The sequence below is a fragment of the Micromonospora sp. NPDC005291 genome, assembly GCF_040607415.1.
Lineage (GTDB): Bacteria > Actinomycetota > Actinomycetes > Mycobacteriales > Micromonosporaceae > Micromonospora.
In genome coordinates this window covers 85,996-106,042 of sequence record NZ_JBEXGR010000008.1, presented here as the reverse complement: position 1 = coordinate 106,042, position 20,047 = coordinate 85,996, and the positions used below count along the sequence as shown (strand labels likewise).

The following is a 20,047-nucleotide window of genomic DNA, read 5'->3' as shown; positions in this document are numbered from 1 at the left end:
GCTGAGGCGGCTCATCCGGCCGGTATCGGAGCGGGCGAAGCGCGGCGCAGCCGCCACCAGGCACCGCCGACCAGGGCCACGGTGATCACGGTGACCGCGACGTCGCCGGCCAGGGCCGCCTCCGGCGAGGCCGGGGAGTACGGCGGCACCAGGTATGCGAACGCGGCGGCGATGAGCAGGCTCGCCGAGCCGGCGGCGAGCACCTGCCGTTGCCCCCAGGCGGCGCGCGACGACCAGTAGGCGATCAGCCCTCCAACGGTGGCCGCGAGCGCCAGTGCGATGCCCACCCCCGCCCAGCCGGGTGTCAGATCGGTGCTGAAACGAACGAGGACGACCAGCAGACCCACCCAGAGCGGGTGCGGTGCCCGGCGTGCCGGGCCCTTTTGTCCGGAAGCCGTTGAGTCGGGAGCCGCTGAGGGGGCGCGTCGCGGGCGAGGGTGGCGCCAGCGGGGCAGCAGGGCCGTCGCGATGAGGGCGAGGACCACGACTGCGGCGAAGGCCAGCTGGAGCGGGCTGGCCAGGAAGCCCTTCCGGCCGCTGCTGTCGGAGAAGATCAGCAGGCTGCCGAGCAGGTAGAGCACGCCGACCACGACGAGCCCGGGTCGGCCCAGCCACGGCCGGAGCCGCCGGTCCGCCCCGAGGAACGACTCGATGAGCACGATCGGCGCGCAGATGGTCAGCACGATGTGGTTGCCCACGTAGTCGAAGGCCTGTCGGAGGCTGAACTCGAGCCCTGGCACCAGCGTCGCCTCGGCGGCGGCACGGGTGTCGGTGTACTGCGTGTCGTCCAGGTAGTCGGGGTTGAACAGTGACTGGTCGACCAGACCGGCCTGGAGTACGCCGAACGCGGCGGCGAGCAGCACGATCGTCGGCCATCCCGCGCCGAGGTGCCGGGCGGTCTCCCGGATCAGGATCGCCGCGCCGCCGTACATCGGGCCGAGGAAGATCAGCACCGGGAGGAAGTCGTCGATGGCGAAGCCACCCCACGAGCACTCGGCCGCCCAGGGCGCGAGCAGCAGTAACGCGATCACCGGCAGGAGCCGGCGGCGCAGCGGAAGACGGTCGGCGGTGGCAGGTTGGGCGGTGGCGGGGTGGGGCTCGGCCGGCATGGGCGCTCCTCGGCGGCGCGTCGGGGTCACTCGTTACCGTGCGTGGGCCACCCGGGCAGCCGCTACGGCCATCAGCAGAGGACGGGTGCGACCAAAGTCGGTGAGTAGGGTGGGGCCGACGTCGCACTCGGGGAGCGTGGAGATGCAGCCAACCGTCACGGCCGACCTGGCGGCCCGACCCGCCGACGTCGAGCGTCCCCTGCTCAGCTACCGCGACGAGGCGACCGGCGAGCGCGTCGACCTGACGGCGTACCAGGTCGGTTCCTGGGCGGCGCGCAGCGCGAGTCTGCTGCGGGACGGCTGCGGGCTCGGCCCGGGCAGCCGCGTAGCGGTGCTGTTGCCGCCGCACTGGCGTACCGCCGCGGTGTTGTTGGGGGCCTGGGCCTCCGGCCTGGCGGTGTCGTTCCGGCCTCGCGCCACCGCGGGCCTGCCGGTGCTGGAGCCGGACGGCGACCGGCCGTTCGACGCGGTCTTCGTGACCCCGGAGCGGCAGGACGACTGGCTGGAGGACGTGCCGGACGCCCCGCACCGCTACCTCGTCGGCACCGGGCCGGGGCGGCTGGCCGACGTGCCGTTGGGCTGGTTGGACTGGTCGGCGGAGGTGCTCCGCTTTCCGGACGTCACGCCCGACCACACCGCCATCCACCCGTCGGACCCGGCCAGCGCGGACGGCACCACCTACGGGCAGTGGGGTGCGCTCGCCCAGGGCATTGCCGAGATGCTGGACCTCCGCGCCGGTGACCGGCTGCTGGTCGACGCCGCCGAGCACGAGCAGCCGCTGAAGTGGCTGCTCGCGCCGCTCTCCGCTGGTGCGTCCGTGGTGATCAGCGCCAACCTCGACCCGGCGCAGCGGGACGCGGTGGTCGCCGCCGAGCAGGTCACTCGGGTTCTGTAGGCGGCCTCGTCTGCTTCACCCTTCCGGTGGAGTCGACGCATTCGGACATCCGCGGCATTCGCCTGCTCATACGCTTCGCCGAAGGCACGTGCGCTGTCGGAGCGCCAGCCACTGTGCACGTTCGCGGAGGGAAAATGGCGTCGAGGCGTACACGTCGGACTGTGGTTTCGGCGGTGGCCGGCGGCCTGTTCGCCCTCGGTGTGGTCGCGCCCGGCCCGGCCGCCGCGCCGCTGCCCCGCGCGGCCCAGGCCGATGGCGCTTCGGTCCCCGTTCCGAGGGAACCCCGTTCCCCGCTGCTCCCCGCCGACTTCCAGGGCACCGGCCGGTACATCGTCCGTGACCTCGGCATCGACGTGCCGTTCACCTGGCAGGGCAGAGATGGCAACAGCCAGATGATCGCCGGGGGCGCGGAGTATCCGATCTGGTTCACGAACCTGATCTACGAGAACACGCTCTACACGCTCACCTACAAGTGGCCGAACATTCCGCTGTTCCCGCCGCGCGCGTGCAGCAAGGTCCCGGGGTTCTTCAACCGACAGATCTTCAACGACAAGCTGAAGACGTCTCGCTTCGTGGGGCCGGAGATCCTGCAGGGCGAGAAGGACCGGCACGTCGACCACTGGCGGGTCGGGGTCGTCGGGGGTTCCACCGTGCCGGGAGAGTTCTTCCGGTTCCCGCTCGCGCTCGGTGACATCTACGTCGACCAGCGGGACCCGAGCCGGTGGTGGCAGGTGTTGCAGTTCGGCCTACAGAACCTCTTCGACCCGGAGCTGGACGAGTGGTTCACGATGACCACGTTCGACGCCCGGCCCGGCGTGGTCACGCTCCCCGACCGGTGCCCACCCCCCACGTCGTGACGTCGCGCGCCTTGGACCGGGTCGGGGCTGGACGCGAGTGATCGTGCTCGATCCTGGAAAGAGTGGCATCAGAGCCTGAGGATGCCACTACATCATGGATCGCGGCCCCCGGATCGCCTCCGCTGATGGTCGGCGTGCCCGGTCCAGGGTCGGGTGATCCCGGACCGGGCACGCCTCCCGTTCAGTCGAACGCGGCGGCGAACATGCCCGGCTGGTACGAACCGCCCCGCTGGTGCACGATCACGGCGAGCCGGTTGGCCGCGTTGATCAGGGCGACCAGGGCGACCAGCGCAGCGATCTGGTCGTCGTCGTAATGCTTGCGCACCTGAGCCCAGGTCTCGTCGGACACGCCCTGGTGGGCGTCGGCGAGCCGGGTGCCCTCCTCGGCGAGCGCCAGCGCGGCCTGCTCTGCCTCGGTGAAGACGGTCGACTCGCGCCAGGCGGCCACCAGGTTGAGCCGGACAGCGCTCTCACCGGCCGCCACGGCCTCCTTGGTGTGCATGTCGATGCACCAACCGCAGCCGTTGATCTGGCTGGCCCGCAGCGACACCAGCTCCTGCGTGGGTTGCGGCAGCGACGACCGCTGGATCACCTGGCCGGCGTTGGCGAACCGCTTGAAGAATTTCATGGCGGTCTCGTTGTCGAACATGTTGAATCGGGCGTCCATGGTTCCGTCCTCCACTCGCGTTGTTCGATCGGATCGGACGACCATGAGATGCCGGCCCTCCCCGTTCTGTGACGGCGCGGCCGGGGTGACGACCGCCACAGGCCGCAGGTGTCACAGAACCGCCGGGTCCGGCATCTGATGGGCGACGCAGTCGAGAGCGAACAGGAGTCACCCATGGTGGGCACGCCGCAGACCGCCGCCGACGATGGCCGCCCGGACCGGGCCACCGAGGTGTTCCTCGCCCACCGCAACCTGCTCTTCACCGTCGCGTACGAAATGCTCGGCTCGGCCGCCGACGCGGAGGACGTACTCCAGGAGACCTGGCTGCGGTGGGCGGGCGTCGACCTGGGCGCGGTTCACGACCAGCGCGCCTACCTGGTCCGCATCACCACCCGGCAGTCACTCGTGCGGCTGCGGACCCTCGGTCGCCGCAAGGAGTCCTACGTCGGCTCCTGGCTGCCCGAGCCGCTGCTCACCGCCCCCGACGTGGCCGAGGACATCGCGCTGGCCGACAGCGTCTCGATGGCCATGCTGCTGGTGTTGGAAACCCTCGCGCCGACCGAACGCGCGGTGTTCGTGCTGCGCGAGGTGTTCGACCTGGGGTACGACGAGATCGCCGAAGCCGTCGACAAGAGCCCCGCCGCCGTCCGCCAGATCACCCACCGCGCCCGCGCACATGTCGCCGCGCGCCGGCCCCGCCAGGTCGTGTCCGTGGCCGAGACCCGGAGCGCGCTCGACGCGTTCCAGCGGGCCGTCGAGACCGGTGACCTCCAGAGTCTGCTCGACATCCTCGCGCCGGACGTCGTCCTCCTCGGCGACGGCGGCGGCGTCAAGCAGGCCGTCCCGCGGCCCATCCTCGGCGCCGACAAGGTGGCCCGCCTGCTGGCCGGCGGGTGGGACAAGGTCCCGGGCGTCACCTCGCTGCGGCCGGCGCAGGTCAACGGCTACCCGGCGCTCATCGTGCACCTCGACGGCGAGCTGGACACCGTCGTGGCCCTCCGCATCGACGACGGCCTCGTCACCGGGATCTACGCCGTGCGCAATCCCGCGAAGCTGTCACACATGGAGCGGGAGACCGTCCTGAGCCGCTGAACCCCGCCCCGCCCCGCCCCGCCCCGCCTTGCCGGGCGCGTGCGCGTCCGCGTGGCTGTCTCCATGTGAGCGACTATGGACCTGATGACGTAAACGATTCAGCGCCGCCGGGGCCACGGCGGGCGCGGCTCGCACGGTGAGGTGTGATCCACCGACAGCGCACACCGCCTGCGCCCGTGGGCCAGAGGCCGGTCGCAGAAAACCCAATGTCGTACGCCTTGCTGGTCCTCGGCCGAGACGGTCACCCCGCCCGGCTCGACGCGTGCGCTGAGCCGGGCCAGCACCCGGGCGGCGGCCCGGGCGAAGATCCGAGCCCGGAGCAGGTCGGGTGCGGTGACCGGCAGGTGGATCACCCAGCGCTCGGTCATCGGTAGCGGTGGTTCGACGACTGGGCGCTCTGCCAGGCGCGCAGAGCGTTCTTGATCCGTACGTTCTCCTCCTGCACCGCGACCAGGGCGGTCTGCGCGACGGTGAGCTCGTCGGCCACCCGGTGCAGGAAAGCGCGGATCTCGACCGGGTCGACGCCGCGCCGTCGGACGTTGAAGCACCGCTCCCGGATCTGCCACGGGCGCAGGCTCCGGGGTGCCTCTCGCGGTGGGGGTGGTTCCTCGTGCCGGCTCACCAGCCGGCGGATCAAGTTGCGCACGCGGTGACCGCCCTTCGTCGGGTCGCGTCAAGGTGGAAGGGGCGGCCTCCGCCGGTTGCGGGCGGCGGAGACCGCCCCGCCCTGCCGCCGCAGCCTTGGATCGGCGGTACGGCAACAGGGCCGCGCCGGGGGAGCGCGGAGGGTTGGGTCTCGGCGGCGATGCGAGACCAGTACGAGAGGCGCCAACCGACCGCAGCAGCACCGCATCACCGACAGCGACGCTACCGATACCTCTCACCTCTGTCAACGCTCTCTTATCTGTCGGATCTAGCTGGCGCTTCCGCCTGCTGCTCCTACGTCAGCTATTGCCGCTGTTTCACCTGTTGCTCGATACTGGGAGTGCCAACCGACTGCAAGGGGCCTCCACGTGCCAATTCCGCCGACGATGGATGAGTTGATCAAGGATCTGCTGAGGCGGATTGAGGTGGGCGAGTTCCAGCCCGGATCAAAGATCCCCTCCACCCAGCAGCTGTCTGACCACTACGACGTGTCGGTCTCGACGATCCATCGGGCGGTGGCGACGTTGCGGCAGCAGGGTGTGCTCGTCGGCCGCCCGGGTCGCGGCGTCTTCGTCGCTGAGTCGAAGAGGCGCTGACCTTACTGCGACGCGTTGCCGAACAGGTCGCCGGCGTGTGATCCGTCAGCTGATGTGTGACGGGTGGTCTAGGAAACTAAGGTAGCGATCTGCGGTCGCTGGCCTTTGATGCTACGGACTGGCTGGGTGGTGGTGCGTCGGACGACTTTGGGGTCGCCGTCGGTGAGTTCGATGGCGAGGGTTGTTTCGGAGACGGTCACGGTGACTGTCTGGTGCCGGTGGAGCCGACCGAGGGCGACCTTCTGGCCGGCGACCGTGATGATGCCGCTGTTGGAGGCTCGTCGTTGCATTCGGACGGGTTCGACCGAGGGTCGTGGTGGTGGCCCGGCTGGCCGGGTGCCGCGGAGGCGTTTCATTTGTTCCGGGCGTAGCGGGGTCTTGCGGGTGCGCACGAGTTCGCGGGTGTCCAGGTCGTAGAACATGAGGGTGGCCGGTTCAAATGCGGATGCCAACGCGTCGGCCGGCGAGGGTCTCGGCGGCCAGGACGATGTGGTGGCCCAGCGAGACTCCGCCGCCTCGGTTGACGCAGCGTTCGACCTCGATGGCGTCGCCGTCCTCGATCGACGGCAGAGGTGGTGGGCCTGCCGGGGTGGCGCCTTGGCGGGTGAGGGTGGCCAGGTCGTTGACGCTCAGGTGGGAGCGGACGGTCTTGATCCGGATGCCGGCGATGAGGACGTGGATCAGGTCGCAGTCGGCCCAGATCCGGGCCACCATCGCGGCCCGGTGAGTGCCCATCCAGAACTGACGTTGGCACACCATCAGGTTGCCCGACGGTGGCACTACCCGGTCGAACTCCACCGGCCCGTCCGACTTCACCGCTGGCGGCTGGACCTGGACTGGCTCAGCGTCGGTCAAAGACTGCTGAAGCGGGGCGGGGGCAAGGTCCAGGGTGGGTGGGAGCCACAGCTCGACCAGTGCCCGCTGCTGCGCCCCGACCGGCTAAAGCCGGTCGGCATGGGGTGACCGGCGTTTTCGGGGCGAGGGCCTGGTGGGGTCGGTCGGCGTTGTAGTGCAGGAGGTAGCGTCCACTGCGGCTTGGGCTTCGGAGATGCTGGTGAACGCGTCGGCGGTGTCGAGGAAGTCGGGCCGGACGGTGCCGTGGAACCGTTCGGCCTTGCCGTTCTGGTTCGGTGACGCGGGCGCCGTCAGCCGGTGCGTGATGAGGTTGTGGCGGCAGATCTTGTCGAACAGCACCTCACCGGTGCGGGGCCGGTACTTGCCGAACCGGAAGGTGAACTGCTTGCCGTTGTCGGTGATGATCTCCTCGGGCACCCCGAACCGGGCCAGGGCCTCCGTGGGGGCCAGACACACCGCCCGGCCGGTGGCCCGCTCCACCACCTTCGCGATCATGCAGCACCGGGAGTGGTCGTCAACCGCCGTGACTAGCTTCGCCTCCCGCAGCACACCCGTGGCCGGGTTGACCAACTGCACCCCACCGACGATGTCCATCTGCCAAAGCTGCATCGGGGCGGGCCGTTCCCACCGGCGCTTATACGAGTTCTTCGGTCGTTTCCGGGGCCCGGACCCGCAGCAGACCCTGTCGCTGCAGAATCCGGTCGATCGTCCGTTCCGACGGCACCACCAACTCCTCGACCGCCCACGGACCGGGCCTGCGCAGCATCTCCAACAGATCCGCCGCGATCCCCACCGAGGATGCTCCCGCCGCATCTCCGCCACCGCGACCTCAACCGCCTCCGCCACCTGCCCCGGACACGAGTGCAGCCGATGCGACCGGTCAGTCAACCCGGCCAACTGCTCAGTCAGATACCCACCCACCGTGCACCGTCGACCGATGCACCCCACAGTTGGCCGCCACCTCTGCCACATCCGACCCCGCGCAACACCGCACGGACCGCGTCCAACCGTTGCTCAACAACCGACAAGACAACCAGCGCAAATCCCGGCCTCGCCGGAGTCTCGACGCCCTGCGGAGACGTCGGGCCCAGAGTGCCGAAACCGACCACCGTCGCAGACCACCTGGCGGACGTGTGTCGCACATCAGCCGACGGAGGACAAACAGGTTGCTGGCGGAGTGGTTCAGAATTCCTGAACATCTTCAAGGCGGCCCTGAGCGGGCCGCACGCGCCGCCGCCTGGGCGCGCGCTGGCCGCTGCCGCTCTGCGGCCGTCACGCCTGATGCCCGGTGGCTAGCGCCGAGAGCGGGGAGCCCATTGGGCCGCCGCAGAACGACAGATCGTTGACCGGTGGTGTGGGGGCCGGCAGCCGGCCGGACCGCGCGGCCATGAGCCCGCGCGGTGTAGGGGAGCGCATACCGGCAGCGTCGGCAAGCTGGCGGCGGTCGCGGGGTTGCGGTTACCGCGCCTCCGGCGGGCGCTCGGGCTCCAGGATGGCACGGCACCGTCGGCGGGTCGCAGTCCGTGGGTGGTTGCGGTAGACCATCCCGTATGCCATCGACCCGGGCAAGCCGAGCAGACCACCGCCCAACCCGCCAGCGTCCGCGAGCCGTCAAGGTTCGCTTGACGTGCCGGGCCGGGCGGCGGCCCGCCTTGCAAACAGGGTGGGTCGATGGCAGACGGGATGGTTTCTCAGCGGTGGGTTTCGCTCCAAGGAGCGCAAAGCCGCCATCGCGGCGGAGATGAGATGGGCGGGGCACCAGGCTGAAGCGGACCCGGGGCCTCGTCTAACAGGGCCTTGCGCCGGGGGTGGAGGTGCACGCGCCAAGGCACGTCAGGGTTGGCGTTCCAGTCGCCGGCGGAAGCGGCGGCGACGGAGCAGATCTGCGGCCGGTGACTATGTGGATAGTCATGGCCCGGCTGTAGCTCCTCATGCGGTGGGTGGCCGCCGGGCATCCTGCTTGGCCAGCAGCAGTGGGCCTGAGTACGGCCCCACCCCTTCCTGTGCTACTCCTCGGATGGGGCGATCCGGACGACGATTAGGCGGCGAATCATAGCTGTCCGGCCACATCGGAGCCAGGTAATGTGGGGGTATAGGCTGCGATCACGCAGACCGTCATCGATGTCTGTAAAGGAACTCTACTACTGATCGAAAGTTGGTGGCGCTGATCGTCGCCACTAAGGGCGAGGGAGACTTGTGTGCCGTTGCCAATTGAGCCCGGGCTTCTTCGGGCCGCCACCAGAGTCTTGGGCTATTTAGGCCGCCGCAGCCTCGCAAAGCACCACGAGCAGAAGCTGGCGGGAGAACTGCGTGCACTTGTAAGCGCAGACACCGTCGATGCCTTCATTCGCGATTTGTCGCCTCGCTTACAGGAAGGACTCGCCGATTTCGTTAATTCCACACAACTTGAGGACATCATGCTTCGGCTTATGCTCTGGAGCGTGACTGGCACCAAGGAAGCAGAGCTAGCTGAGACGCGAGCGGTCATCCAGGCAGGACTAAAGCGGCGAGGGTTTTCATCCGACGATGCCTTGCTTGCAACAGACGTTGTCCTCGACCTCATGAAGCGTGAGATCGGCTTGGCTCGCAATCTATTGGGCGCCAACTTCCTGAGGGAAGGTTTTGCATTATCCGTGGCAACGGACGTCGCCGCTGCGAACGTCCGGAGAAGTGAGCTCTTGCACCGGGTGGAGGAAACGACAGAGTTTGAGAGTATTGGCACCGCCTTTCGCCACCAAGTCGTCGCGTTGAAGGGCGGGTTAAGTCTGACCCACATCGGAAGCCGCATACGAGTACCATTCGATCGACTGTATGTAACGCCGGAGCTTTCAGATAGCAATAGAACGCTTCACTCGCTTGAAGAGATCCTTGCGACTCTGCGGCGGTGCGTGATACTCGGCGACCCGGGCGCAGGTAAATCAACCTTCTCAACCAAGTTAGCGCGGGACCTTGCGGACGATTCATATTCGTTCCTAAGCGGCCAGGTTCCGGTCCTCTTCGTCACGAGGGATCATGTTGAAAAGATCGTTGACGGACACCTGCTCTTTGTGCACTTGCTGCTGGATGCTATGCGCCAACCGTACAACATCAATGTCACCGAAGATTGCCTTGAGTACCTGCTCCTTTCCGGCGGTGTCACAGTAATTGTCGACGGGATAGACGAGATCTCGGAGCCGCAGCAGCGACGTAGATTCACAGAGTCCGTCGAGGGGTTTGCTCACCTTTACCCTCACGCTAGAATCATCGTAACCTCCCGGGCTGTCGGTTACGGCGATGCCGCCTTGGACTCCGACCTGTTTCCTCAAGTTTATGTCAGGCCGTTCAAGCCGTTCCAAGTCAAGGAATATGCTGAAGGCTGGTTCGGTCTTGACGAGAACCTGTCAGCCGGGGCGCAGCACAAGATAATTCACGCGTTTATGATCGAGAGCAACTCGGTAGAAGACTTGCGCGCCAATCCTCTAATGCTCTCGTTGCTCTGTTCTCTCTACTCCGCCGAGCATGCGATTCCCAGGCACCGCGCCGGCGTTTACGAGAGGTGCGCGGAGCTGCTGTTTGAGGAGTGGGACAAGCATAGGGGTATCACCGTACCTATGGCATATTCGTCTCATCTCCGACCGGCTGTTGCAAATCTCGCCTGGTATATATTGAGCGATGCCAAGGGGCGCCAAGAGCTCCCTCGGTCAGAGGCGCGGGCGTTCCTGGCTTCGTATCTCCTCGATCGGCGCTTTTCCGATGAGGATGAAGCAATCGAGGCGGCAGACGGGTTGCTCGACTTTTGTGCTGGACGCGCGTGGGTTTTGACCAGGGTCGGTAGCAAATCATTTGAGCCTTGGTATGGCTTCACGCATAGGACGTTTCTCGAATACTTTGCTGCAGTTCAGCTTGTAAGGCGCAACCCTACCCCAGAAGCGGTCTGGGCCGAGCTTCGAAAGCGACCCCTCGATGCGTCGTGGAATGTGATTGCACAGCTAGCTCTTCAGATTGTCGATAAGCAGAATGAAGATGGCGCTGACCGTGTCTTGTCGTTCATCCTTGCTGAATACAAGGGTATGGACAGCGAACGGCGATCTTCGCTTGCTTTTGCTGTCGACGCTCTCTCGGCAGTCATACCTACTACCTCCACTGTTGTCGGCCTCACGAACATATGTTTCGACCATTGTGTGCGCGGCGTGAAGAAGACGAAGCGCCTTCGGTGGTCTTACCAGCTACTAGATAAGGCGCATGAAGCGGCGCAGGAGTATGACGAGCTGCTGGTTTCGATCCTACGATCGGTCCTCCCAGAAAATCGCCGTAGAGTGAGAGATGCTGTTCATGAGCGTTTGAACGCCTTTCCTGACGCTGTCCTAGCGGAGGTGCAACTTCTCTACGAAGCGCTTACCTATCCGTACGGCGATGAGAGTATCAGGATTCCTGAGCTTCCGTTTGCGCCTATTGAGACGGAAGGAAAGGCGCGGACTGCGTTTTTCGGCAGTAGTCCGTCCATGCTTTCTCCGGGCAGCGACAGTATTGCTGCATACGGGCCGTCAGTCCTCTACCGGGCAACCGAGATATTGGGGTCACAGTTACGGCCGTATGTCTTCTACCTCCTTCAAGCCGCCTTGGATCCATCCTCGCACAAGTCCCGACGGCAAGCGGCGATTCAGCAGTTAGAAGAGATTTACGAGGGCCTAATCACTGTTCCCTGGCCATGGTTGAGGCGATCGGAGAGAGCGGATGGGGAATGGGTCCCGAGCAACACATGGGACGGGCTGCGGGACCGGGTCGAGATGAGGATGCTTGTCGGTTCGTTATCAAGAACGGCACGTGGTTCGGCCGTGCTTCTTATGCTGCCCATGTGGCAGAGGGTGGCAGGTGTATCGGTATCTGGAATCTTCGAATCCGTTGTATCCGCCCGTTACCAGCCGCTGGACCGCAGACACGCGCACTCGGTCGTGTCGGGTTGGTGGCTACCGCCAGAGGCGGACGAACTTGTGCACTCCTGGGTCGAGAGGGCAGAAAGCGCTGTCGCCGTGTATAGGTGACAGTTCGGGGGACCTTAATGCCCTTGAGCCCATCGTTGGTCCTCAGTGTTGCCGAGGCCCAGGCTCCGGTCTCAGGTCCCATCTAGTTCACGGCCGGATGGGCAGCTAGGGGCTGGGGGGTGCCCCTATGGGTTTCGTCAAGGGATCGGGTCGGCGTCGGGGCTGTGGGGAGGGCAGGATGGCGTGGTGCCTGATCTGCTGTGGGATAACGTCAGGTGGTTCTTCGATCCCGGGTTGATGGGGTCGTTGCCGGACGTCTGCGTGCCTGGCGCCTCGCTCGAGGACTGGCAGTCGGTCCTCGATCTCGTCGTCGCTCAGGGTTGGACGTTCCAGTACTCCGAAGGCGCGGCGGTGCTGCCGCTGCCCGCAGCGGCGGCCGTGTTGTCCAGCCCGGCTGGCGCCGAGTGCCCGGAACTGCGGGTCTGGCCGTCGCCGGATGTCCTGGCGATCTTCCGGTTCTATGCGGCGAATGAGATCGATTTCGATGTCGATCTGCGGGAGCTCCAGGGGCAGGAGCGGCTCGATGCGTTCTGCGGTTTCCTGACGGCGATCGGAAGGTGCCTGGGCAAAGCCGTGCTGATGGATTCCGAGGGCGGCGACGGGAGCCATCCGGTGCTCGGCTTCGACGTTGAGGCGGACCGCGTCGTTGTGAGGGCGGAGCCGCCGGTCAGGTGACCATCGCTGTTCGCGGTTCGTAGAAGGTTCCGTCGCGGAGCATGGCGAACAGGACGCCGGCCCGGCGGCGGGCGAGGCAGAGCAGGGCCTGTGTGGTGCTTGCCCTGGGCGATCTTCTTGTCGTAATAGGCCCGCGAGACCGGGTCGGCCAGGGCAGCGAACGCGGAGAGGAAGAAGGCTCGTTTGAGCTGCTTGTTTCCTCTGCGGGAGGGTTGCTCGCCGCGGATAGAGGAGCCGGAGGAGCGGGTGGCCGGGGCGAGGCCGGCGTAGGCGGCGAGGTGGGCGGCGGTGGGGAAGCTGCTGCCGTCGCCGACGTCGATGAGGATCCTGGCTCCGGTCCTGACGCCGATCCCCGGCATCGACGTCAGGACCTTCGAAAGAGGGTGGCTGTCCAGCAGTTCCTCGATCCGGACGGCCAGCACGTTGCGCTGGCCCAGGACGGTAGCCAGCGAGCCGGCCAGGCTCGGGACGATGAGCGCAGCCGTATCCGTGCCGGGGACGACCACCGTCTGCTCGTCTAGAGCAGTGAAGATGTCCTCGACCAGGCGCTCGGCCATCCGCGGGGCCTTCGGCCGCAGCAGACTGACTAGGCGTCGACGTCCTGCCTTGCGGATCTGGGCTGGGGAGCCGAAACGCTCCAACAGCGCGAGGACGGCGGGATGTTGGAGGCGCGGGCTTAGGACACGTTCCAGGTGCGGGTGGATCTGGGTGAGCAGTCCCCGGAGCCGGTTGCTGACGCGGGTGGCCTCGCCGGCCATGTCGTCGTCGAAGCCGACGAGCATCTTCAGTTCGGCGATGGTCTCGTCGTCGAGGTCGATCAAGCGGAGCGTGTGCGGCATGACGCGGGCGGCATCCGCGATCACGAAGGCGTCGCGGGCGTCGGTCTTCGCCTCGCCTGGGTAGAGGTCGGCGATGCGTCGCATCGTTAGTCCGGGCAGGTAGGCAACCGGGCAGCCCATGTCGCGGGCGACCGCAAGCGGCAGGGCGCCGATGGAGGCCGGCTGGTCGACCACGACGAGCACGGTGCCGTGCTTGGCCTGCAACTTGCCGAAGAGCTCGCGGAGTTTCGGTTCGCTGTTGGGCAGCCGCTTGTCGAAGGCTTTCTTCCCTGCCGGGGTGACGGCCGTAGCGTGGTGCTCGCCCTTGCCGACGTCCAGGCCGAGGAAGACTTTGATGTCGCTAACGTCGATCACGTGCGTCCTTCGGTCGTTCCCGCCCGGCCCTCCCACGGCACCGACCGCCACATCCACATTACGAAGAGCCTCCCGGCCTGCGGACAAGCCGGTGGTCATGCCCCTAATCAGCGGTCTGTCGATGCCTCCGGGCCGGTGACACCACCTCCCAGGCCATGCGTTCAACAGGGGGAAGCAGTCATGCCGGACCCGGAGGCCGGGCGCCCCGTTGCGGGGCCAGCAAGAAGGTAATGGGGTGTTGTCGCCGCAAGGGCGGGCAGGAGATCAGCGCTGGTGATATCGGCGTGCGGTGGCCAGCGGATTGGCTGTCGACAGCAACGCTGACAGCAACGCCGCCGGACGGCGGCACGCTGACGAGCGCTGGCACGGACGAAGCTCTGGGCGTGCGGCCGTGGGCGGACGCGTGCGGACGCGTGCGGACGCGTGCGGATGCGACGCACAGAGCTTGTAAAGCGGACCTTCTCGAAGCTCACGCCCGCGTCGGCCGCCGCCTTGCTGATCCTGTTAACCAGGTCAACTCGCTTCACGCGCTCAGTCTAGGTTATTAGATCGAATAAGTAGAGATTCCTAAACTTGGTCGCGCACCGCTTGAACGGCGCTGAACCGGATGACACGCGGTCACCGCGGATATGGTGAAACAGGCGTAGGTGTCGCAGCCGTTCGCTGCGGAGTCGAGGAAGCGCCGACGGCTGAGTCGTTGACGACATCAGGTCCAAAGCGAGCACGAGGGCAGTTGCCCCCGGCCCGGTCGGCGCGAAACTCGCGCTGATCGACTCCGTATTGGCGATGTGGCGGTGTCCGAGCAACCCGGACACCGCCACATCGGGGACCTGGAGTGGATCAAGGCGGCGAAGCGTCAGTCGAAGGACGGCAGGGACGGGCCGAGGACGTCGTCGGCGTCGACGATCGTGTACGCGTAACCCTGCTCGGCCAGGAAGCGCTGCCGGTGCGCCGCGTACTCCGTGTCGATCGTGTCGCGGGAGACGACCGTGTAGAAGTGCGCCTGTCGGCCGTCGGCCTTCGGTCGGAGCACCCGTCCCAACCGCTGCGCCTCCTCCTGGCGTGACCCGAACGTCCCCGACACCTGGATCGCCACCGCCGCCTCGGGCAGGTCGATGGAGAAGTTGCCGACCTTGGAGATGACCAGCGTGCGGATCTCCCCGGTGCGGAACGCGTCGAACAGCCGCTCGCGTTCCTTGTTGGTGGTCGAGCCCTGGATGATCGGTGCTTCGAGGTATTCGCCGAGCTGGTGCAGCTGGTCGATGTACGCGCCGATCACCAGCACCTGGTCGTTCGGGTGCCGGTCGACCAGCGCTTTGACCACCGGCAGCTTGGTACGGGCGGTCGCCGCCATCCGGTAGCGCTCCTCGGCCTCCGCCGTCGCGTACGACATCCGCTCCGCATCGGTCAGGGTCACCCTGACCTCGGTGCACTCGGCCGGGGCGATCCAGCCCTGCGACTCGATGTCCTTCCACGGTGCGTCGTACCGCTTGGGGCCGATCAGGCTGAACACGTCACCCTCGCGGCCGTCCTCGCGTACCAGAGTCGCAGTGAGGCCCAGCCGGCGGCGGGCCTGGAGGTCCGCGGTGAACCGGAAGATCGGCGCGGGCAGCAGGTGCACCTCGTCGTAGACGACCAGGCCCCAGTCGCGGGCCCCGAACAGGTCGAGGTGAGTGAACGCGCCGCCGCGCCGCGCGGTGAGCACCTGGTAGGTGGCGATGGTGACCGGGCGGATCTCCTTGCGCTCCCCGGAGTACTCGCCGATCTCCTCCTCGGTCAGCGAGGTGCGGGCAATCAGTTCCCGCTTCCACTGCCGGCCGGCGACCGTGTTGGTGACGAGGATCAGGGTGGTCGCCTTCGCCTCGGCCATCGCCGCCGCGCCGACCAGGGTCTTGCCCGCGCCGCAGGGCAGCACCACCACACCCGACCCGCCGGCCCAGAACGCCTCGACAGCTTCCCGCTGGTACGACCGCAGCGTCCACGGCTTGCGCCCGTCCTTACCCGCCTCAGCCAGCTCGATCGGGTGCGCCTCACCGTCGACGTAGCCGGCCAGGTCCTCCGCCGGCCAGCCCAGCTTGAGCAGCGCCTGCTTGAGCCGGCCACGCTCGGACGGGTGCACCCGGATCGTGTCGTCGTCGATCTTGTCGCCGAGCATGCCGGCGAGCTTCTTGCTCTTGGCCACCTCGATCAGCACCAGCCGGTCCAGCGCGCGCAGCACCAGGCCTTCAGCCGGGTCGTTGGCGAGCTGGAGCCGGCCGTACCGGTCCATCGTGTCGGCGACGTCCACCAGCAGCGCGTGCGGCACGGGGTAGCGGGAGTACTTGATCAGCGAGTCGACCACACCCTCGGCGTCGTGCCCCGCCGCCCGGGCGTTCCACAGGCCCAGCGGGGTCAGTCGGTAGGTGTGCACGTGCTCCGGTGAGCGCTCCAGCTCGGCGAACGGCGCGATCGCCATCCGGCAGGCCTGCGCGTCGGGGTGGTCGATCTCCAGCAGCAGGGTCTTGTCCGACTGCACGATCAGTGGTCCACCGCTCACGCCAGCGTCCTCTCCTCGGTTGGCCGTCCGGCCGGAACGGGTCGCATACCCGCCGTCGGCCGACCATCCAGTGTTGCACGATGCGGGATGTTGGAAGAAAGATGCTCACCGGCCGCAACCGTGATGGCACTCACGAACGTCTAGTAAAGGGACGACTGTCAGGGAGGCTCCATGAAGCGTGTTCGGATCACTTCCCGGCTGGTCGCCCTGGTGGTGGTTGTGCTGGTCGGCGCCGGTGCGTGCGCGTTCGATCCGCAGTCCGGTGGGAGTGGTGGCGGGGGAGCCGCCCCAGCCGGTGCGGCGGAACAGGCAACGGGGGCGAGCGACACGCCCGGCCCGGACCAGCGCGGCCGGCCCACGCCGGCCGCGCCCACCCCGACGCCGAAGGCGACCCGGCCACCGACGCCGAAGCCCACCCGCAGCGCACCGCCGAAGCCGACCCCCAGCACCGGTACGCCGACCGTCGCCGGCTGCCCGCAGGGCCAGCACCAGCGTGAGGTGGAGACCTACCTGGCCCGGCTGGGCGGGTTCGGGACGGTGACCGTGGACGGCCAGCAGTCCGCCGCCGACTGTGCCGCGATCAAGAAGTTCCAAAAGAGGTACGGCATTCGCCCCGTCGAGGGTCGCGCCGGACCCACCACATTCGACGTGGCCCAGCGCCTCGCCACCACCGACCCGGCCCGCTGCAAGGCCGGCACGGGCACCACGTTCTGCGTGGACCTGACCCGGCAGACCGTCTGGGCGGTCCGGGGCGGCAAGGTGATCATGGAGCCGACGGTGACCCGCACCGGAATGTCCGGCTACCGCACCCCGGCCGGCACCTTCACCGTCAACTTCCGCAACCCGAAGGAGTGGTCCGACCCGTACGAGGTGTGGTTGCCGTACTGGCAGCACTTCACCCAGGGGATGGGCTTCCACGAGACCACCACCTACCTGCACGAGAAGTCGATCGGCTCGCACGGCTGCGTCAACCTGCTGCACGCCGACGCGGTCCGGATGTGGGAGCTGGGGAAGGTCGGCACCCGGGTAGTGCTGATCGGCCGCCGTCCCGGCACCTGACCCGCACGGGGCGAATCGCGGGTATAACCCCCTGTCCGACCGGCCCTTCGAGTGTCACCCTTGGGAGTCCAGGGCCGGACCGGGCGGGGAGGCTGGGTATGACGGTCGACCGTGACGTGATCGCAGAGTATGAGCAAGCACCACCCGACGAGGTGTCCCGCGCGACCGTGATCGCGTACGCCGTCGCGGCGGTGCTCCTCGTCGGGTGGTTCCTCTTCGGCTGGCTGGTGCTGCAGCAGGGCTTCATCGACTCGGTCGGGGAGTCCGCCGGCACCGGCTTCGCACTGCTGTTGATCATCTCGGTGGTCGGCACCGTACGCCGGAGCCGCCGCTGACCGACTGCGCGCGGCGGTGCTGGGGTCAGTCCGCCACCACCGCCGCGGTGATCCGGTGCAGCGCGAACGTGTGCAGCATCTCGGTCCGTTCGTCCTCGGCGCGCAGATAGCCGGCGCCGATCGAGACCGGCTTGACCAGTCGGGACGCGGTCGCCCCGTGCGCGTCGACGTATCCGACCCAGACCAGCGCCTTGTCCCGGACAGCCTGCTGGAGCACGGCGAGGGCCTCGCTGTGGGTGTGCGCTGGCACCGGGCCCCCGCCCAGCCCCGCCGCACCGCCGCGCACCACCGCCGGTGCCCGTCGGGCCGCCCGCGCCGCCGCGTCACCCCGCCGGATGTGCTCCACCACCCCGAGCAGCCGGGGCATGGGCAGCTTCGGGGCGGCCGGATCGAGTGTCCGGGTGGTCACCGAGACCCGGGCCGGGGCTCGCCGGATCCGTGGTCGGGCCAGCACGGTGCTGCCGGTGCCGTCCTCCTGCACCGGGGCGTACCCGGCGTCGCGCAGCGCGCCCAGCAACCGACCGACCTGGTACTGCGTGCAGAGCACCGTCGGCGCGAGCCGGCGCAGCGACAACGACTCCAGCCGCCGGTCGACCAGCACCTCGCTGATCAGCGTCTCGTCGTCGCTGCGCAGGTACGCCCCGGCCAGGCCGACCCGCAGCCCGCCGTGCTTACGGGCCACGTCGTCCACCAGGTAGGTGAGCCCCTGCGGCACGGGGGTACGCGACCGTCGCCGGAACACGTCGTGCAGGTCGCCGGCCGAGTAGCCGGAATCCAGGGCTCGCCGGACGCTCGCCGTGGTGACCCGGTGCACGCTGGCCCCGCCGGCCGACTCGAGTTCGGTCATCGCCTCCAACTCGGCGGCGAGCGCCGGCTCGGGCGGGCCGGGCACCACCACGGTCAGGTCGGCCTGCACCAGGAAGTGGTCGACCGGGGCGGGCAGCAGCGCGTCCAGTGCTCGGGCCGCGCTGGACGGGTCGCCGCTCTCGACGTCCGCGTGCACGCCCAGCGGGTCGTCGCCGCCCCGCTCATCGTTCGACGTCAGGTCACCCAGGAGCAGCCGCCCGTACGAGGTGAGCGCCCCCAGGCCGGTGACGCCGAGCTGCGCCGCCTCGGCCAGCACCTCCCGGTGGGCTGCGTCCCGGCCCCGGCTGCGTCGCGGCGCCCGCCAGTCCAGCAGGTCCTGCACTTCCTCGGGGGTGGGCGCGGTCGCCGGCTCCAGGTCGGCGAGCACGCCGAGCACCGCCCGGCGGGTGGCCGGCACGCTGGCCCGCTCGGCCTCGGCGGAGAGCGCGGTGATCGGCCGGTCCCGGTCGTCACGGCGGCCGACCAGCCCGACCTGGCGGGTCATGGTCAGCCAGGCTCGGGCCAACTGCTCCCAACGCTGGGCCAGCGAGGCCGCCCGCCACACCTCGTACCCGCCGGTCGGCAGCACCTGCTGATCCGCCCCGTACCGACTGGTGGTCGCGCCGGGCATCTCCAGCTCGCCGGCGAGCCCCGCCGCGTACGCCACCTCCAGCAGCAGCGCGGTGGTCGGTTCGTCCAGCCCGGCGGTGCGCGCCAGCCGGCGCAGGTCCCGCACGCCGATGCCGCCCGAGCGCAGGACTGGCGCGGGCTCCTCGGCGAGTTGCTCCAGCAGCCCTTCGGTGTGCCGGACCACCTCCATGGTCTGCCCGGCGCCGGCCGAGTCGACCGCCTTCGGCTCGCGCGGCGCGGCGGCCACCGGTGGTGGGCTGGTGCGCAGCGGCCCGAGCGGGCCACTGTCGCGGCGCAGCAGCAGGCCGACCTCGCGGGGCAGTTCCACCGTGCCGCTGGCCGTCGACGAGCCGGTCGTCACGGGGACCAGCAGCCGGTTGTCGACGAGCCAACGCACCGGGGAGCCGGCCGGGGCACCACCGTTGGTCGGGTCCGAGAGCACCGGGTCCTCCGCACCGAGCGGCGGCGCCTGCAACGCCCCCGGGGGCACGCTGCCCACCGGCGGGCCGGCGGCCAGGCGATCCAGGATCGCCCGCGCCGAGGGTGGGGCGGCGAGCAGCGTCCGTCGTAGCTTCGCCGGGTCCGCGCAGAGCGCGTCCGTTCGCGGGTCCAGCTCCGCGGCTGGCCGGCCGAGCCCAGCGGGGTACGGGGAGACTTCGTCGACGGCGGGCACCACCTGCAGTGCGTGCTCCGGGCCGTACAGCAGAAAGAGCGCGCGCAGGCGGCCCACGGCGGCTCGGATGGCAGTCGGAGCCGGCGGCTGCGGCCCGGCCGTCGCCATGGCGAGCACGGCGTCGGTGGTCGTGGTGCCGTCGTCCGGGTTCCGGGTGAGGCGGGCGGCGTCGAGGATCTGGAGGGTGAACTGGTCCAGCCCGTCCAGCGCGCGGGCCACCGAGACCCGGGACTGGGCCCGGATGGCCAGGGCGGAGACGTCGGCCGGCACGGGCACGACGAGGTCGGGCCGCAGCTGGAGGAGCGCGGCCAGGGACTCGTCGGGCAGCGACCGCAGGTGGTCGGCGAGTGAGGTGGTCATCGT

The 20,047-nt window shown here is 68.5% G+C and carries 18 protein-coding genes and 1 pseudogene; 8 read left to right on the top strand and 11 right to left on the bottom strand.

Annotated features, from left to right (window positions below):
• Positions 1-11: 11 nt before the first annotated feature.
• Positions 12-1,109 carry a hypothetical protein gene (locus ABZT18_RS14035; protein ID WP_355251443.1) on the bottom strand — a complete coding sequence of 366 codons (1,098 nt, stop codon included), beginning with the start codon at positions 1,107-1,109 and terminating at the stop codon, positions 12-14.
• Positions 1,110-1,251: 142 nt separating this feature from the next.
• Here ABZT18_RS14035 and ABZT18_RS14030 point away from each other — a divergent pair, with 142 nt between their 5' ends.
• Positions 1,252-2,004, top strand: a complete 753-nt coding sequence (locus ABZT18_RS14030; protein ID WP_355251440.1) for a TIGR03089 family protein — start codon at positions 1,252-1,254, stop codon at positions 2,002-2,004.
• A gap of 161 nt (positions 2,005-2,165) precedes the next feature.
• Complete coding sequence (locus ABZT18_RS14025) at positions 2,166-2,861, top strand: hypothetical protein (RefSeq protein WP_355251437.1); 696 nt, start codon at positions 2,166-2,168, stop codon at positions 2,859-2,861.
• A 181-nt stretch (positions 2,862-3,042) separates the two neighbouring features.
• Here ABZT18_RS14025 and ABZT18_RS14020 read toward each other — a convergent pair whose 3' ends face one another.
• Positions 3,043-3,528: a carboxymuconolactone decarboxylase family protein gene (locus tag ABZT18_RS14020; RefSeq protein WP_355251434.1), complete on the bottom strand. Its 486-nt coding sequence runs from the start codon at positions 3,526-3,528 to the stop codon at positions 3,043-3,045.
• Positions 3,529-3,702: 174 nt separating this feature from the next.
• Here ABZT18_RS14020 and ABZT18_RS14015 point away from each other — a divergent pair, with 174 nt between their 5' ends.
• The gene (locus ABZT18_RS14015) at positions 3,703-4,620 is read left to right on the top strand and encodes an RNA polymerase sigma-70 factor (protein ID WP_354992613.1); all 918 of its coding nucleotides are present in this window, start codon (positions 3,703-3,705) and stop codon (positions 4,618-4,620) included.
• A 98-nt stretch (positions 4,621-4,718) separates the two neighbouring features.
• Here the strand turns inward: ABZT18_RS14015 and ABZT18_RS14010 are convergent, their stop codons facing one another.
• Entirely contained in the window at positions 4,719-4,988 is a 270-nt protein-coding gene (locus tag ABZT18_RS14010) for a hypothetical protein (protein WP_354992612.1), read from the bottom strand.
• Positions 4,985-5,254 (bottom strand): DivIVA domain-containing protein, encoded by a 270-nt coding sequence (locus tag ABZT18_RS14005; RefSeq protein WP_354993099.1) that lies wholly within the window; start codon positions 5,252-5,254, stop codon positions 4,985-4,987. Before ABZT18_RS14005 ends, ABZT18_RS14010 begins: the two co-directional genes overlap by 4 nt.
• Before the next feature lie 379 nt (positions 5,255-5,633).
• On the opposite strand from ABZT18_RS14005, the gene ABZT18_RS14000 reads away from it, so the two are divergent.
• Positions 5,634-5,861, top strand: a complete 228-nt coding sequence (locus tag ABZT18_RS14000) for a winged helix-turn-helix domain-containing protein (RefSeq protein ID WP_354992611.1) — start codon at positions 5,634-5,636, stop codon at positions 5,859-5,861.
• A gap of 68 nt (positions 5,862-5,929) precedes the next feature.
• Here ABZT18_RS14000 and ABZT18_RS13995 read toward each other — a convergent pair whose 3' ends face one another.
• The 4 genes from ABZT18_RS13995 to ABZT18_RS13980 form a co-directional block, all read right to left on the bottom strand.
• Entirely contained in the window at positions 5,930-6,283 is a 354-nt protein-coding gene (locus ABZT18_RS13995) for a hypothetical protein (RefSeq protein ID WP_354992610.1), read from the bottom strand.
• Positions 6,284-6,296: 13 nt separating this feature from the next.
• Positions 6,297-6,677 (bottom strand): hypothetical protein, encoded by a 381-nt coding sequence (locus tag ABZT18_RS13990; protein ID WP_354992609.1) that lies wholly within the window; start codon positions 6,675-6,677, stop codon positions 6,297-6,299.
• Between the two features lie 123 nt (positions 6,678-6,800).
• Positions 6,801-7,325, bottom strand: coding sequence for a DDE-type integrase/transposase/recombinase (locus tag ABZT18_RS13985; RefSeq protein WP_354992608.1), 525 nt, complete (start codon positions 7,323-7,325; stop codon positions 6,801-6,803).
• 25 nt (positions 7,326-7,350) lie between these two features.
• Positions 7,351-7,509 carry a hypothetical protein gene (locus ABZT18_RS13980; RefSeq protein ID WP_354992607.1) on the bottom strand — a complete coding sequence of 53 codons (159 nt, stop codon included), beginning with the start codon at positions 7,507-7,509 and terminating at the stop codon, positions 7,351-7,353.
• Between the two features lie 1,405 nt (positions 7,510-8,914).
• Here ABZT18_RS13980 and ABZT18_RS13975 point away from each other — a divergent pair.
• Positions 8,915-11,737: an NACHT domain-containing protein gene (locus ABZT18_RS13975; RefSeq protein ID WP_354992606.1), complete on the top strand. Its 2,823-nt coding sequence runs from the start codon at positions 8,915-8,917 to the stop codon at positions 11,735-11,737.
• A gap of 186 nt (positions 11,738-11,923) precedes the next feature.
• Complete coding sequence (locus ABZT18_RS13970) at positions 11,924-12,412, top strand: hypothetical protein (protein WP_354992605.1); 489 nt, start codon at positions 11,924-11,926, stop codon at positions 12,410-12,412.
• Here the strand turns inward: ABZT18_RS13970 and ABZT18_RS13965 are convergent.
• A pseudogene (locus tag ABZT18_RS13965) lies at positions 12,405-13,605 on the bottom strand (IS110 family transposase). The gene ABZT18_RS13970 and the pseudogene ABZT18_RS13965 overlap by 8 nt on opposite strands.
• A gap of 856 nt (positions 13,606-14,461) precedes the next feature.
• Positions 14,462-16,141 carry a DNA repair helicase XPB gene (locus ABZT18_RS13960; protein WP_354992604.1) on the bottom strand — a complete coding sequence of 560 codons (1,680 nt, stop codon included), beginning with the start codon at positions 16,139-16,141 and terminating at the stop codon, positions 14,462-14,464.
• 171 nt (positions 16,142-16,312) lie between these two features.
• Here ABZT18_RS13960 and ABZT18_RS13955 point away from each other — a divergent pair, with 171 nt between their 5' ends.
• Both ABZT18_RS13955 and ABZT18_RS13950 read left to right on the top strand, forming a co-directional pair.
• The gene (locus tag ABZT18_RS13955; RefSeq protein WP_354992603.1) at positions 16,313-17,200 is read left to right on the top strand and encodes a L,D-transpeptidase family protein; all 888 of its coding nucleotides are present in this window, start codon (positions 16,313-16,315) and stop codon (positions 17,198-17,200) included.
• A 98-nt stretch (positions 17,201-17,298) separates the two neighbouring features.
• Positions 17,299-17,535, top strand: a complete 237-nt coding sequence (locus ABZT18_RS13950; protein WP_354992602.1) for a hypothetical protein — start codon at positions 17,299-17,301, stop codon at positions 17,533-17,535.
• A 25-nt stretch (positions 17,536-17,560) separates the two neighbouring features.
• On the opposite strand, the gene ABZT18_RS13945 is transcribed toward ABZT18_RS13950, so the two are convergent.
• The gene (locus tag ABZT18_RS13945; protein ID WP_354992601.1) at positions 17,561-20,044 is read right to left on the bottom strand and encodes a helicase-associated domain-containing protein; all 2,484 of its coding nucleotides are present in this window, start codon (positions 20,042-20,044) and stop codon (positions 17,561-17,563) included.
• Positions 20,045-20,047 lie beyond the last annotated feature (3 nt).

What these genes read in the sequence shown, in the direction of transcription:
- ABZT18_RS13995 (WP_354992610.1), bottom strand. Translation starts at nt 6,283, where the DNA reads ATGTTCTACGACCTGGACACCCGCGAACTCGTGCGCACCCGCAAGACC.
- ABZT18_RS13945 (WP_354992601.1), bottom strand. Translation starts at nt 20,044, where the DNA reads ATGACCACCTCACTCGCCGACCACCTGCGGTCGCTGCCCGACGAGTCC.
- ABZT18_RS14030 (WP_355251440.1), top strand. Translation starts at nt 1,252, where the DNA reads ATGCAGCCAACCGTCACGGCCGACCTGGCGGCCCGACCCGCCGACGTC.
- ABZT18_RS14010 (WP_354992612.1), bottom strand. Translation starts at nt 4,988, where the DNA reads ATGACCGAGCGCTGGGTGATCCACCTGCCGGTCACCGCACCCGACCTG.
- ABZT18_RS13985 (WP_354992608.1), bottom strand. Translation starts at nt 7,325, where the DNA reads ATGCAGCTTTGGCAGATGGACATCGTCGGTGGGGTGCAGTTGGTCAAC.
- ABZT18_RS14015 (WP_354992613.1), top strand. Translation starts at nt 3,703, where the DNA reads ATGGTGGGCACGCCGCAGACCGCCGCCGACGATGGCCGCCCGGACCGG.
- ABZT18_RS14035 (WP_355251443.1), bottom strand. Translation starts at nt 1,109, where the DNA reads ATGCCGGCCGAGCCCCACCCCGCCACCGCCCAACCTGCCACCGCCGAC.
- ABZT18_RS13955 (WP_354992603.1), top strand. Translation starts at nt 16,313, where the DNA reads ATGAAGCGTGTTCGGATCACTTCCCGGCTGGTCGCCCTGGTGGTGGTT.
- ABZT18_RS14020 (WP_355251434.1), bottom strand. Translation starts at nt 3,528, where the DNA reads ATGGACGCCCGATTCAACATGTTCGACAACGAGACCGCCATGAAATTC.
- ABZT18_RS13950 (WP_354992602.1), top strand. Translation starts at nt 17,299, where the DNA reads ATGACGGTCGACCGTGACGTGATCGCAGAGTATGAGCAAGCACCACCC.